The following is a 14,148-nucleotide window of genomic DNA, read 5'->3' on the forward strand; positions in this document are numbered from 1 at the left end:
GATAATAATGACAGATAGTTGCGTTATACCATTCTTCGTAACATTCCGTACAGACGGCGAAAGTGTAGAACGATAAAAAAACCGATAAGGCTAACAATCAATACACCGAATATTACTTTGATTGAACTGATCATTTGAGCAATAAATTGTAACACCACGAAAAAATACGGCTTTTGTTCGAAAATTGGATACGCGGTATACCCATCAAAAGACATCGGTATAGACATCACTATAATAATACATCCGAGTATTGAAAGGATAAACGAAATTCCAAAATACAATCTAAGATATTTTAACAGCCGGTTCATGTAGTTTAAGCCTTTCTCAATAACTTTGCAAATACTTGGCCTGTTCCCCAGAATACCAATCCGAGCGTTACATTCGATACGACCTTTTCAAGATATGCTAATTGATTTAATGTTGCATGCCCCTGCGTTAAAATATCAATAACTAAATTAAGTGCTGCAGCAAGAATAGAGAGCGTAATAAAAATGACGCTGGCAATTTGGATATATTTCGGTATGTCAATGTCTTGCAGCGTCTGCTTTTTCTTTTCTACAGTTTCATTTTCATTCATGATATGCTCCTAATTGATTTGATTTGTTTACGTATTGACTTCCATTATATCAAAACAATTCCAGTTGTGCATTCGGCTTTCCGGGGATTTTATCAAAGGCGCTTAAATACGCAAATATAACATCGGGATTGGTTTCTATGCCGTTTTCTTTGCACCGCGCATGGAAGATATTTATTAGGCGTGTATTGTGTGGACTCATAACGGAATAGCGAGTACCGTAGCGTTGGATATATTGTTCTTTTAAGCCCGGAAAAGCTGTGTCGAGTTTTTTATAAAAATATTCGCGGTTGCCGTCTCTGAGCGTTAAGCCCATGCCGAAACAGATGATGCCGCATACTTTTGCTTCGATACAATACTGTAAAATACCTTCGAGGTTTTCCACCGTATCATTGATGAAGGGAAGAATAGGCGTAAGCCACACAACGGTTGGAATACCTGCGTCGCGTAGCGTTTTAAGCGCGGCAAATCGTTCACTGGTAACGGCAACATTCGGTTCAAGTATTTTACATAAGCTATCATCATAGGTGGTCAGCGTCATTTGTACAACGCATTTTGCTTTGGTGTTTATTACCTGTAAAAGTTCGAGATCGCGCAATATAAGCGGGGATTTTGTTATCACAGTAAAACCGAAACCGTAGCGGTAGACAGTCTCTATCGCTTTCCGCGTCATCCCGAGTTTTTCTTCCAGCGGCATATACGGGTCGGTCATAGACCCGGTACCGATCATGCACTTATTGCGTTTTCGCTGCAAGGCATCTTCGAGCAGCTCTATTGCATTTTCTTTTATTTCGATATCTTCAAAGCTGTGGTTTATATGATAACACTCACTGCGCGAGTCGCAATAGATACATCCATGCGTGCAACCGCGGTATAAGTTCATTCCATTTTTCGCTGATAAAATTCCTTTTGCTTGTACAAAATGCATCTGTTATTCCTGAAAATCCGGCAGTTGTTAGAGATGGCTGTTATCGTGCCCTATATTTTTTCAATGCTTTGTTTTATACCGATTTTGCATAATCTCTTTTTGCATAAAATATATGCAATATATGTACAATCTTTTCTTTATCATCAATCGAATACAAAGCTAGATAGTTTTTATAAAAAAGGAATCTATGATATCCCTTCTTCTGCAATTTTATGTCATTACAAAGGGGATACATATATGGCGAATCCTGTAAATTATTTTTCTGTTTTACAAAGTCCGCAAGCAAATTGGCGGCAGCTGTTACATTTGAAAGCTTTTCCGCAATATACCTGATAATTTCATCAAGATCAGTCTTTGCTTTATCGGTTACTCTGACTTTATAAACCATACTTGGATTTTAGTTCTGCAACTGCATCATCAGCATCGATAACACGCCCTTCTTTCACATCCAGCTCCGCCGCATTCAGATTATCATACAGACGATAAAAAAAGGAGTTTCTTTCAAACGTTTCCATACTCATAATTACCATATCGCCGTAACCGTTTTTTGTTATAAAAATAGGTTCATTACTTTCATGACACAAGGCGGAAATATTTGCAGTATTCTTTAAATCACGTATCGGAACTATTTGCGGCATAACTATCCCTCTATGGCATGATAATACCACAATAAAGCCGTATTGTCTATCTAGGTCTTGGCATAGTTTGTTGTTACTCCTTTAGCATCCCAGTTTAGCAACGGCCTCCGCAAGTGTGCTCGCCGTTAAACCGTAGTCGGCAGTATGCAGTAGTTTTGCAGCTTCGGCATGGGCAAGGCTTGCGGTATACGCAGCCTCCAAGGGCGGATATCCTTGAGCCACTAATGCGGTAATCATCCCGCTCAGTACATCGCCCGAACCCGCTTTGGCGAGCGCATTGGTTCCGAGCGGATTCACAAATACTTGGTTTCCGCAGCCGACAAGCGGATAAGCACCTTTCAATACTATGACTGCCTGCGGGAAAGCGCCGCAAAACAGTCTCAAATATTCAAACCGGCGCTCCTGTATTTCGGCGACACTTACCTGCGCGAGCCCGCTATTTGCAAGCAGACTTTGGAACTCCTTTGGATGCGGCGTTAGAATAGGCGTTTTGAAAAGTGGCAGCAGTGTAGGCAGTTTGGTGTTATGCAGTATATCGGCGTCAAGAATGAGCGGACATTCCCGAACAAGCTCTTGTGAAAGGAAGTCGAGCGCCCGAGCCTGTGCAGCGAAGCTTCGCCCTAATCCGGAGCCGACCATCGCTGCGGAAAAGTTTTCGGGCAGCTGTAACGTATACATAAAATCAAACGGAGCGGCAGGCACAGGTTCTCCGAATACAGTAACCAAACCGATCCCGAAATGGAGCGCAGCTGTGGCCGCCAGCATACAGGCGCCGGTTTTTTCGCCGCAGAAAAAAAGCCCATGCCCGTAGCTCATCTTGTGGGTATTCTGCACACGGCGGTGAGGCAGCTTCATATCCTCTGCTGACAGAAGAAAGGTATCGGTTTCACCTTCGTAGCAGCACCTCGGCAAACCGAGATTACAAACATGAATCGCCCCGGTATAATCCTTTGCGGCGTCGGCATAGAGAGCTGTTTTAAGGGCACCCATGGTACAAGTTTCATCGGCGCGGAACGCAACAGGCGACGGTATACCGAATTCATTTAAACCACTCGGAATATCGCAGGCAATCTTATAGCCCTGTACTACATTCATCCGCTCAATCAAGGCACACATTTCGCTATCGAGGCTACCGCGAATTCCAGTGCCGAACACCGCATCAACCAGTACATCACAACGTTCCTGCAATTCAGCGGCTACCGGAATACCAAGCAGCTCAAGCCGTTCCCGTTGCAGTTTACACAAAGGTGATTTCGGTTCTTTTACCGAAATCACCCGAACAGCACAAAAATCGGCAAGCAGCCGCGCAAGAGCATACCCGTCTCCGCCGTTATCACCCGAACCGCAGACAATCTGCACAAGCGGCAGTTCCATCTGCAGCGATTTTATGTGCGAAGACGGTAAATCCAAAGTATTGTTCTGCCTCGAACGTCCCTGTATATTTTGTGGATACAATAAACGTGATAAAAGAAGATTCCGAATACGTTCGGCCATACCGCGGGCAGCATGTTCCATCAGTACACCGTTTTTTAGATTAAAGGCATCTTCTGCCCGCTTATCCAGCTCCCGTACCGAGTCAAATATCTTTTCCATAAAAAACCTCTCAGAAAGGCACTATTGGGTATCTCTAAAAAACGAAGTTTGTCGACATCCCCGCACTTGCGTTAATTACCGATTTTCCATCGCTTTGTCCCCGTTTAATTAAGGTGTATAGCGGAAACAATACACTCATATACACATAAAAATTAGGAATGGGTAATAGTATCCATTCCCAATTTTTTATGTTCCACTGTTTACGATTACTTGTGTATCAGTTTGCCGTCATTACCTACCTTCCACTCCTGTGCAGGAGTTGTTTGCGGCGTTACGGTGAACTTACCCGTATAAGCTCCTACCGCAGTGCCGTTCGACATCCTTAGTACAATGTCTTCAAAGTTATATGCGTGCGGAGTAATACAGGCAACCTTCGATTTCGTTATGGGCTTCTCGCCGTCAATGACAATGCTCACAAGCTCGCCGCTGTCACTGTTTTGTCCTAAATAAACATCATTTCCGTCTTTCAGAGCGCCATTGTTTTCCCATTCTCCAACACAGGCTTCATCACCCATAATAAACCTACCATTTTGATTACCCATACTACCGGAAGAGGCTGCTACATAAACGCCTTTTCCCGCACCGTTTATATTATTCTTCTGAATTGTGCCGCCGGACATCTTAAATGTACTGTTTATATCCACATATACACCGCCACCGTTTACTGCCGTGTTGCCGATAACCTGTACGCCGTCTATAAGTGTGACTGTGCAGTCTCCCCCGATATAAATGCCACCGCCGTTACCGTCTGTTCCAGTCCCGGTCGCTTTATTTGCGTTAGACGCATTTATGTCGCCGATTGCACCGCCTGTGATTGTTACGGCAGCCGGTATACTCGGCCCAGTGTTCTTTTCCGCATAGATGGCGCCACCGTTCTTTGCCTTGTTGCCCGTAAGGGTGCAGTTCGTCATGGTAACGTTACCGCCTTTTGTGTAAATAGCGCCACCTTTGGACGTTGCCTCGCACTTTTTAATTACTGTATTTGTAAGTTTTGCCTCACCCCTGCCTCCTATTGCACCGCCGTCTGACGCTTTGCAGCTTTCGATAGTACAGTTTGTAAGCTCTACTTTGCCGGTAACCAAAATACCGCCGCCAGTTATACCTACTTTGTTTCCGTTTTTAAGTGTCAAATTTTCAAGCTTGAGTGTCTTGCCGCTTTGTACATCAAAGATACGGTACTGCGTTGTAGGAGCACCATAAGGAGGAGTGCCACTATGATTGCAGTTTGCGTCCAAAACGGCAGATATTGCGCCGTCCGCTTTTTTTATCGTAAGGTTTTTATTGACAGTAATTTCGCCTTTGTTATCACTAGCGTTTGTCGCTTTAATCTCACCGTTTATGATGATGGTGTCACCGTCCGCGGCGGCGGCAACCGCGTCTCTGAGATTTTGCCACGCAAGACCTGTGTTGTTTATAACTACGGGTGCCTTTTGTAAAAATCCGCTACTGTTTATTTCCCATTGCTGCGTACTTCCCCCGCCTAAAGTTTTCGGCGTTACGGTAAACTTGGTATAGTTTTGCGGTGTACCTTCTGTTATATCGCCGTCAAGCACTTGCGTACTCGGCAGGTATTTGTTGTTCGATACGGTAATGCGTGCCACAGGAGCGACACCGCTTAATACACCGTCAAGTTTAATTTTTGTATTGGTGGAAAACCCTGACAAATATACATCGTTGTTTGTATCGATTTTTGCACTGCCGGACATACACATATTTGGAGGGGAAGACATTGAATAAGATACATACACGCCTTGCCCTTCTTTTGCATCGTTGCCGGTAATATTTCCGGATTTAATATCCAACGTTACGCCGAAGCCGACAAATATGCCGCCTCCGGAAGCGTTTGCACTCGTACTGACTGCTTCGTTGCCGGATATTTCAGGATTGCCGCTTTCCATAATAAACTTACTGTTTGTACCGCGGAGTGCTATGCCTCCGCCGCACAGGTTTCCGGTATCACTGACGGCTTTGTTGTTTTTTACCGCACCGCCTTTCATTGTAAACTCTATAGATGAGCCAAGTGTCACGCCGCCGCCACTGCTGTCATTATGCAACAAAGTCCCGTCCGCGGTATTGAAAGAGACGGTACTGTTTTCCATCACAAACGTTTTGTTACCGGTTGACTCAAAGTATATGCCGCCGCCGTTCTCTGCAATATTACCTTTTATCTTGTTGGGTGCGGAATCTGCATAATATTGCTCACCGCCGATGAGTGCATTGTTTGTAAGTTTCAATGTACTGGTGTGTATATACATACCGCCGCCGAACGACGATGCTTTATTGGCGCAGATTTTACCGCCGCTCATCGTTATGGTACTGTTTTGACGTGTATAAACAGCTCCACCGTTGCCCGCCTCGCTGCCGGTAATCGTGCAGTTTGTAATATTGATTGTACCGCCGTCTGTGTAAATTGCCCCGCCGCAGTCAGCCGGTGCAGTCCCTTCTGCCTTGCCGTTTTTGAGCGTCAGGTTTTCAAGGGTAAGCGTTTTACCGCTTGTTACCTTGAAGATGCGGTGCTTTGTCACAGGGGCATTGGGATCGGTAGTAGTACTGTTTGCGTTAAGAATGTCTGTAGTCGCTCCGGTTTTGCCCTTAATCGTGAGGTTCTTGTTGATAACGATTTCGCCGTAATTGGCTGTCGGGCCCGAACCTTCGTTTGTCGCTTTAATTTCGCCGTTGATGGTGATAATACTACCGTTGGGGAAATTCTGCACGGCATTTTTCAGCTTTTGCCATGCGAGGGAGTCCGAGCCGTTTATAACACTGGGAATCGCTTCCAATCTTCCGTCATTCTTTATTTTCCATAGGTTTGTTGAATCGGAGGTTTGTGTTACACTGAACTTGATATATTCACCGCCGACGGCTGTACCCGTAAGCACTCTATGCGTATCGCTGTATGGTACAGGTGTAATGCGGGCAACAATGGGCTCGGTACTCGTCAAAGCACTATCCACTTTAATCGAAGAACTCTTCGTAATATCCAGATACACGTCATTTTTGCCCGGCGTGTTTACTTCACTGCCGATGGATGGGGTAATAACGGTCTTGCCTTTCAGCACAAGTATGCCGCCCGTTTCGACGTAAGCCGCCCCACCTTTGTTGTCAGCAGGCTTACCGTTCATAAGCTTTATATCATTCAGCGTAAGCTCCGTGCCGGCTCCGCTTACTTTGAAGATGCGCCCGTTGTTATTTGCGTTTACAGTGCGGACGGTACCGCTTTGCGAACTAAGCAGTTCCAGTTTTTTGCCGCCGGTTATCGCTATTTCGGTATCGATCGAAGCGTTCAGGTCGTCGCCGATTTTAATATCTATGGGGCTGCTATAATTATACTGCCCCGTACCCGTACCTTGTTCGGGAGCGTTTTTTACAAGGTTTTTAAGTTCGCCGTAGGCTCTTACGGCATCTACCACCTTAATATGCATGGTAGTGGGCGGCCCTTCTATTGTGCCCTTTACAGTCCATACTTCAAGTATGTGTGCACCGACGGATACCATTATTTCCGCCGGCGCCGACGGCGACTGTTCGGTACCGCTGTCCAGCTTATACTTTACCGTGGTTCCTGCGGACGCACTAAGCGCAAGCTTGCACTGTCCGCTGCGCATACTGTAAATAACCAGCGGGTTTGAGGATATATACTGTCCCGCATCGGGAATGATGTCTTCTGTAACATAGCCTTTAGTGCCTGCGCTGATGCAGTACAAAGAGTTATCGCTGCTGCCAAAAGCCTGCTTCAGTTTAAGGATGGGCAGCTCCTGCCGTACCGACTTAATAAAAAAGTCTTTTGAGTCGCTGTCGTCGTAGCCGCTTAACCGAGCTTTGAGAGTAATTTTGTAGAGCGCTTCGGTTTCGCCTGTGCCGAACGCCGGTAAGTTTACCGTAACAGGCGTTATACCGCTTACGGTATCCGTCTCTGTCCAAGCGCTGCCGTTTTTCTTATAGATAGCTCCCGTTATCGCCGCTCCGCTTTGTGCTTTTGCTGTCAAGGTTTTTACGCTCATACCTGCAAATACTTTCGGATTTGCCTCAGATACTCCCGGCGATGTAGGGGTTTCCGCCATTGGGGTCAAACCGTCAAGCAATTTCACATCGCCAAGCTTATTTTTGGGAGTACCTGCCGATATGACCGCGGAACTTACTCCTTGTGCGTCTTTTATGCTGACATCGTATGCTTTTTCAGGACCGCCGACTTTTACATCGGTCTTTAAGCGGAGTATCCAATCCTGCGTGTCCGAAGCAGGAAGTTCGGGATCGCCCGGTTTAAGTTTTTGTACCACGTCTGAGGCCAAAAGATCGGCACTCGCTACAAAGTCGGTCTTGCCTGTGTTAAAGGTAAGCGGAATCTCAACAGGGCTTCCTCCGCCCGCCGTAACAATCAATTTCTTGATGTCTTTATGTACACTGCTGTCGGTAATCGGGGTATTCATACCTTTTACGCGGAATAAAAGCACATAGTAGTTGTCAGTACCAACCGTCGTTTTTCCGATTCCCGCGTACTCCAAAGCAGGGGCGGTGTCAACTTTTAAATTTAAGTTGAACTTTCTACGAAACACCCTGCGGCCAGTGATGAAGGTAATTTCAGGACTAATGTTACCGTTACCCCACTCGTGCGCTTGCAAAAAGGTCGATTTGTATTTAAGTTCCAGTTTATCGTTTGCGGTTTGCGTTAAAGTGTAGTCTTTCAACTCGCCATACTCAGGCTGCGGCGAAAGCCCGGGAAATGTGATAACCTTTCCTGCATCGAGAGAAGGGGAGTTAGGCATAACGAGCGTAAAGTTTTTCGGATTACGCAGGTTAATCGTAACCGTTACATCGCTTGTTGATGGTATACACAAGACATCGTCTTTATTTGTTGGGTACGGTTTTTGAAGCTGATCAATGCTATAGCTTACCGGAGCAATCTCTGCCGCCCAATACCCCAAATATGTATCTATATCCGAGGTAAACTGCTCACAAGAGGTAAATAAAAAAGTGAAAAAAATTCCGGTTAAAAGGGTAAAAACTTTACGCATACGTTCCTTCGTTTTGAGGATAAGGGATTATTAAAACCGATAATAAAAAACAGCTGTATTATGGGCTTGAGTATCTGCTATTTTTATAGAAATAACAAGGGCATCGCTAAAAGCTCAAGCTGCCCCGGCATTCCCTAATATCCAATTGTGCAAATCAATTAAAATGAGTATAGTCCTTTCATGCTTGAATTTTTAGCGCTTTGCGCAGTCGGCGCGGAGCCGATCCTTTCAAATGAATTAAAACTGTTAGACTTTAAACCGGTTAACCGATTGCCGGGACGTGTTTTTTTTACCTCTACACTGAAGGAGCCTGAAGTCGTAAGCATTATGCGTGCAAACTTTTACCTCCGCACTGCGGACAGGCTCTATCTCGTCCTGAAAGAATTTGCCGCTGATAACTTCGATACGTTGTATGACACCGTTGCCGCAGTAGATTGGCAGCGTTTTTTTTCCAAAGATTCCAAGATAACGGTAGACAAAGTCAGAACCTTTAAGAGTAAACTCGCTTCCGAACATGCAGTGCAGCGGGCTGTTCATAAGGCGGTATGCACCGCGCTCTGTTCCGCATGGAAGATGGATGTATTACCGGAAACAGGGAGAGAGTACAGTATACGCATATACATAGAACATAACCGCGTGTATCTGCTGCTTGACCTTTCGGGAGAGCCGCTGCACCGGCGGGGATACCGCTTAAGCGGAGGCGCCGCGCCGATGAGGGAAACGCTGGCGGCTGTTCTGTTGCAGTGTATGCAATGGAAACGGAAGCTGCCGCTGCATGACGCTTTTTGCGGTTCGGGTACCATCCCGATTGAAGCGGCGTGGTATGCCTATAATATCCCGCCCGGAATCGGCCGCAGCTTTGCCTTTGAAACCTTTACCTGTTATTCGTCTAAAAAAGACCGGCAGCTTATTGAAGAAGAGCGCCGGCGCGGTGCGCTCAATATCCGCACGGATTGCTTGGTGCGAGTGAGCGGTTCCGACAACGATCCTGAGGCGGTGCGGCTTGCGCAAACCAATGCGGAGCGCGCTTGTATGCTTGCAGGCAAAGCGCTGCAACGGATTGGAAAAGATAACCGTATCCCGCGCCCCGAATTTATCCAAGCTGATTTTAGCGAACTTACCGCGCCGTATCCCGAAGGGGTGCTCCTTTCCAATCCGCCTTATGGAGACCGCCTCGGCGATGAACAGGAAGCAACCACGCTCTACGAAAAAATGACGTCCATTCCGCACGAGTTTGACAACTGGCGTTTAGGTTTTATTACCGACAAACCGGCTTTTGCAGACATATTCCTGCGTGCAGGCATTACGCTCAAAAAGCGGCCGTTAAAGAGCGGTAACCTCGACACCTGCCTGTATTCATACGGATTGTAGAAAGGTTTTATATGACGGCATTTTTTTCTACCGTACATACGGTATTTACCGGTATCGTGTTGCAGGCGGTGCCGTTCATGCTGCTGGGGGCGCTTTTGTCCTCGGCTCTATACGCTTTTGTTCCCGACCGGCTGCTGGTCAAGATTTTTCCTAAAAAATACGGGCTCGGTTTTTTAACCGCGCTCTTTGCCGGAGCGTTATTCCCCGTTTGCGAGTGTGCTGCCGTTCCGCTGATGCGCAGTCTGATTAAAAAAGGCGTCGCGATGCCTATAGCGGTTACTTTTATGCTTGCGTCCCCCATCGTCAACCCTATTTCGATTGTGTCGACGCTGTACGCCTTTCCGCAACAGCCGTCCGTAGCGTTCTACCGGCTGTTCTTCGGTTTGCTGATTGCATTTGCGATTGGGCTTTTACTGCTGTTTTACCCCGAAGAAAAATACTTAAAGGAAGATTTTGATACGCAACCGACAGCCCAGCCGCATTCCCTTGATAGTGCTGTGGCAGCATTTCGTCTTGCAACAGGCAGAAGTACACAGAACAGCCGCAGCGAAGCTCAATCGGACAATTTCGAGGGCACCGCTACAGAAAGCAAAGCGCAATGGCTGCAAGTAAAAGTATACGCCCTATTGATGCACACCTGTTCGGAATTTTTTACCACAGGCCCCTTTTTAATCCTCGGTGCGTTTATCACCGCCCTGATACGCGCGGCCGTGCCTCAGGAGTTTTTCAGCATAACAAGCGGCAGTGCGGCAGGTTCGCTTCTTGTAATGATGCTTTTCGCTTTTGTATTTTCCGCTTGCTCCACCTCCGATGCCTTTATCGCCCGCAGCTTCTTAAACAGATTTTCCTTCGGTTCAATTCTCGGCTTTTTAGTATACGGCCCGATGATGGATATAAAAAACCTCTTTATGCTGTTGTCTTTGTTTAAAAAGCGGTTTGTGATAGAACTTACGCTTATTATCACGGCAATCAATTTTATCGGCATTTCAGTGTTGATTCGATTGGTTTTATGATTAAAGAAGCTTCTGAGAAAATTTCGTCATATTTCTCTTGACTTTTTATTCCAATAAGTATATTATTACCGCCATTACGGGGGCGTAGCGAAGCTGGTTATCGCGCTGGCCTGTCACGCCGGAGATCGCGGGTTCGAGCCCCGTCGCTCCCGAAGAAGCTCACCGCGCAAGTGGTGAGCTTTTATTTTTATAATAGTTACGATATGATCACACAAACGGGCAGTAGCGCAGGGGTAGCGCGCTTGGTTCGGGACCAAGAAGTCGGGGGTTCAAATCCCCCCTGCCCGATATTTTCTAAAATTAAAAAACGATAAGAAGAGCCTATCCTCCCTATCCAAAGATATTGAGTAGATTGCAAATTAAGACTATAGTTCCGCTATGCGGCCGTGTCGCTTGTTTTCAATATTTTTTATCTTTTTTTTCCTCTTACCACCAATACTTTTAGCACAGGACGCAAAGCGTCTCGATACTGCTGAAAAGACAAAAAAATTTCCGGTAAGCGGATTTATCGCATTTTCGCTCAACACCATGATTGCCGAAAGCCGCGAGTATGTGTGCCGTTATGATGCCATTTTAAGTGATCTAAAATGGCCGCTTATACCTTCGGCCTCTTACACGCTTTATGGCGGCGTATATTTCCCGAAAGGGATTCACCTTGAAGGGAATATTTCATTTATGCAGCCGATGGCTACCGCACCCATGACCGATTTGGACTTTGAGGGGATTCTGGCGACTCCTCAGCAGACGGGAATAACCAAATTTTCCAAACATAACTGTACAATCGTTAACGGGCTAAGCTGGATGGTAAAACTCGGTTTACAGTTGCCGATGCCGCAGTCCGCAGCAATGAGGAGCGCCGGTATTGCAATGACGATAGAACCGATGCTCAGTTTTTACTATTCAAAAATCAGTTGGCATTCCTATGGGGGCTATCTGCAATATGCAAAAATACGGCCGAACGGAACGTATGAACCGTGGAGCCCTGCATTACCTAAGGTGCCGCATATAGGATCGGCTGTATCGTATCAACAACAATTAATGATACCGGCAATAGGAGTCGCTTTTGAAGCAACACTCCCTCATAAACTAACGCTTTTATCGGATTTTCACGTTACTGCCGATATTACAGCTTTCGCAGAAGATATCCACCATGCTACTAATGTGCGATATGTTGACATTCTGGGCGGCGGATGGGCAATGCACGGTAATATCCGGTTGCATTGGAACTGCTTGCCGTTCCTTTTAGTATTCATTAATCTCTTTTATCAATATTGTATAACAATGGAAGGTAGTAGTATTATTTATAATGGCATCACCTCAACTGAGCCAAGCTCCTATACACCACCCAATTCCGCAGGCACGTCTTTACGCGGTTGTACCTGCTCGATCGGGTGTGCCTTCCGGATAGGCCGGTAACCATGCAGCAAATGGGGCAAACGCTCGGGCAACGGCTTGAGCAGCGAATGAGTCAAAGTCAAATCCAATCGCTGGATATATTGGCAATGCCGACCGTCGAACTTCGAGAAAGAATTGCGGAAGAACTTGCTGAAAATCCGGCTTTGGAACTCATCCACGGAACACAACAAGTATCGCCTGCGCCAACCGGTCAAGCAAAACTGCTCGAACGGAAAGAGCCGTACTACCGCAACGACCGAACATCGTCATCCTTTTCGACGGAAGCAAGCGACGTATTCCAGACTTTTTTAGAAAATATTCCGGCGCCTCAGCAGCAGAGCTTACAAAGTCATCTTTTGGAGCAACTGTTTGTTCACAAGCTGGATCCGCTTACCGCATCTTTTGCCGAACGGATTATCGGAAATTTAACAAATGACGGCTTCCATGTTGTCCCGCTAAACGAACTTTTTAAAACGGAACTCTCTGAAAACAAAGGAGAGAAAGCACTCGCTTTTACGCGGCATAAAATATCTCATGCATTATCGGTTATTCGACGGCTTGACCCTATCGGATGTGCAACACGGGATTTTAAGCAATCGCTTTTGGTTCAAGCAAAGATATTATTCCGTGATAAAACTACTATCGATCCCGTCTATACCTATACGCTCGATATTTTGGCGCACCATTTTGACTATTTGGAAAAAGCGCGTCCGTATTCGCTCGTACGTGCCGTCAATGAAAACAAAGAAATTCCCTATAAGCTGACACAAGAAAATGCAGAAGATATTCTTGCATTGATTGCATCGCTCAATCCTTTTCCGGGACGAGCCTTTACGCCGGATATAACACCGGACGAATATATCATTCCAACTGCGTTCATCGAGCGGAATGATCAAGAATTCACCGTAAGAATAAATAACTTAGAAGTTCCGATTCTTACAGTCTCGCCCGAATTTCAGGATTTAATAAGCCACGCAAAAGATTCCGACTCTAAAACGTATATTAAAGAGCAGCTGCAAAAGGCAAAGGTTTTTATCGGAAGTTTAAACCAGAGGGAAAAAACAATTGTAGCAGTATTGCGTAAAATAGTATCGGCACAAGAAGCGTTCTTTTTAACCGGTGATAAGCGGCGGCTGGTTCCGCTTACGCAACAACAGATAGCGCGGGAACTGGATATCCATGAATCTACCGTATCGAGGACCGTTGCCGGAAAATATGTACAGTGCCAATGGGGTACTTTTGAGATACAATATTTTTTCACCAATTCCGTAGCAGTACAACCGCAGTCCAGCCCTATACAGTCCAACGCTTCTTTGGAGTCGGGAGCATTTTTGCAATCCAATGCTTCCGCGTCATCAACCATTCCCGCAACACGAGAAGGCGTAAAGGATTGCATTAAAGAGCTCCTTACCGAACATACAGCAAAAGGTTCCAAACTTTCGGATCAAAAAATTTCCGACTTGCTGCAAGAAAAATACGGTATTTCCGTCGCCCGCCGCACCGTCGCAAAATACCGAAAAGAACTGGATATCGGTTCGTCGTATGATAGGGCGTAAAATCCCTCTTGTAGATTTTTTTTGAGGTTTGTATGTGAATACGTTATCTTGTAGGTTTAATATCTGCAGTA

The 14,148-nt window shown here is 45.9% G+C and carries 10 protein-coding genes and 2 tRNA genes; 6 read left to right on the forward strand and 6 right to left on the reverse strand.

Translation table 11 applies throughout. From position 1 onward, the window contains the following. Positions 1-313: 313 nt before the first annotated feature. The 6 genes from QI63_RS04895 to QI63_RS04920 all read right to left on the reverse strand — a co-directional run bounded on the left by QI63_RS04895 (position 314) and on the right by QI63_RS04920 (position 8,742). Positions 314-577 carry a hypothetical protein gene (locus tag QI63_RS04895; RefSeq protein ID WP_044014390.1) on the reverse strand — a complete coding sequence of 88 codons (264 nt, stop codon included), beginning with the start codon at positions 575-577 and terminating at the stop codon, positions 314-316. A gap of 49 nt (positions 578-626) precedes the next feature. Next, positions 627-1,502, reverse strand: a complete 876-nt coding sequence (locus QI63_RS04900) for an SPL family radical SAM protein (RefSeq protein WP_044014392.1) — start codon at positions 1,500-1,502, stop codon at positions 627-629. A 73-nt stretch (positions 1,503-1,575) separates the two neighbouring features. After that, positions 1,576-1,890, reverse strand: a complete 315-nt coding sequence (locus QI63_RS04905; RefSeq protein ID WP_044014394.1) for a type II toxin-antitoxin system RelE/ParE family toxin — start codon at positions 1,888-1,890, stop codon at positions 1,576-1,578. Next, positions 1,880-2,140, reverse strand: coding sequence for a type II toxin-antitoxin system Phd/YefM family antitoxin (locus tag QI63_RS04910; protein WP_044014397.1), 261 nt, complete (start codon positions 2,138-2,140; stop codon positions 1,880-1,882). The genes QI63_RS04905 and QI63_RS04910 overlap by 11 nt, the downstream gene beginning before the upstream one ends. Before the next feature lie 81 nt (positions 2,141-2,221). Further along, positions 2,222-3,733: a bifunctional ADP-dependent NAD(P)H-hydrate dehydratase/NAD(P)H-hydrate epimerase gene (locus tag QI63_RS04915; RefSeq protein WP_044014399.1), complete on the reverse strand. Its 1,512-nt coding sequence runs from the start codon at positions 3,731-3,733 to the stop codon at positions 2,222-2,224. Positions 3,734-3,939: 206 nt separating this feature from the next. Then, the gene (locus QI63_RS04920; RefSeq protein WP_044014401.1) at positions 3,940-8,742 is read right to left on the reverse strand and encodes a right-handed parallel beta-helix repeat-containing protein; all 4,803 of its coding nucleotides are present in this window, start codon (positions 8,740-8,742) and stop codon (positions 3,940-3,942) included. Positions 8,743-8,922: 180 nt separating this feature from the next. Between QI63_RS04920 and QI63_RS04925 the strand changes: the two genes are divergently transcribed. From QI63_RS04925 to rpoN, 6 genes are all read left to right on the forward strand, one after another. Beyond that, the gene (locus QI63_RS04925; protein WP_044014404.1) at positions 8,923-10,113 is read left to right on the forward strand and encodes a THUMP domain-containing class I SAM-dependent RNA methyltransferase; all 1,191 of its coding nucleotides are present in this window, start codon (positions 8,923-8,925) and stop codon (positions 10,111-10,113) included. 11 nt (positions 10,114-10,124) lie between these two features. Next, a complete protein-coding gene (locus QI63_RS04930) occupies positions 10,125-11,126 on the forward strand; it encodes a permease (protein WP_044014406.1) in 1,002 nt (333 codons plus the stop codon). Between the two features lie 78 nt (positions 11,127-11,204). Further along, positions 11,205-11,278 (forward strand) — tRNA-Asp (locus tag QI63_RS04935). Positions 11,279-11,342: 64 nt separating this feature from the next. Beyond that, positions 11,343-11,414, forward strand: a tRNA-Pro gene (locus tag QI63_RS04940). Between the two features lie 90 nt (positions 11,415-11,504). Then, positions 11,505-12,542 (forward strand): omptin family outer membrane protease, encoded by a 1,038-nt coding sequence (locus QI63_RS04945; protein ID WP_044014409.1) that lies wholly within the window; start codon positions 11,505-11,507, stop codon positions 12,540-12,542. Positions 12,543-12,544: 2 nt separating this feature from the next. Further along, positions 12,545-14,077, forward strand: coding sequence for an RNA polymerase factor sigma-54 (gene rpoN, locus QI63_RS04950; protein ID WP_044014411.1), 1,533 nt, complete (start codon positions 12,545-12,547; stop codon positions 14,075-14,077). Positions 14,078-14,148 lie beyond the last annotated feature (71 nt).

It is taken from the genome of Treponema sp. OMZ 838, assembly GCF_000775995.1.
Classification (GTDB): Bacteria; Spirochaetota; Spirochaetia; order Treponematales; family Treponemataceae; genus Treponema.

Bases quoted from the DNA above. Each gene is read 5' to 3' on its own strand.
- QI63_RS04945 (WP_044014409.1), top strand. From the start codon at position 11,505: ATGCGGCCGTGTCGCTTGTTTTCAATATTTTTTATCTTTTTTTTCCTC.
- QI63_RS04930 (WP_044014406.1), top strand. From the start codon at position 10,125: ATGACGGCATTTTTTTCTACCGTACATACGGTATTTACCGGTATCGTG.
- QI63_RS04915 (WP_044014399.1), bottom strand. From the start codon at position 3,733: ATGGAAAAGATATTTGACTCGGTACGGGAGCTGGATAAGCGGGCAGAA.
- rpoN (WP_044014411.1), top strand. From the start codon at position 12,545: ATGCAGCAAATGGGGCAAACGCTCGGGCAACGGCTTGAGCAGCGAATG.
- QI63_RS04925 (WP_044014404.1), top strand. From the start codon at position 8,923: ATGCTTGAATTTTTAGCGCTTTGCGCAGTCGGCGCGGAGCCGATCCTT.
- QI63_RS04905 (WP_044014394.1), bottom strand. From the start codon at position 1,890: ATGGTTTATAAAGTCAGAGTAACCGATAAAGCAAAGACTGATCTTGAT.
- QI63_RS04910 (WP_044014397.1), bottom strand. From the start codon at position 2,140: ATGCCGCAAATAGTTCCGATACGTGATTTAAAGAATACTGCAAATATT.
- QI63_RS04920 (WP_044014401.1), bottom strand. From the start codon at position 8,742: ATGCGTAAAGTTTTTACCCTTTTAACCGGAATTTTTTTCACTTTTTTA.
- QI63_RS04900 (WP_044014392.1), bottom strand. From the start codon at position 1,502: ATGCATTTTGTACAAGCAAAAGGAATTTTATCAGCGAAAAATGGAATG.
- QI63_RS04895 (WP_044014390.1), bottom strand. From the start codon at position 577: ATGAATGAAAATGAAACTGTAGAAAAGAAAAAGCAGACGCTGCAAGAC.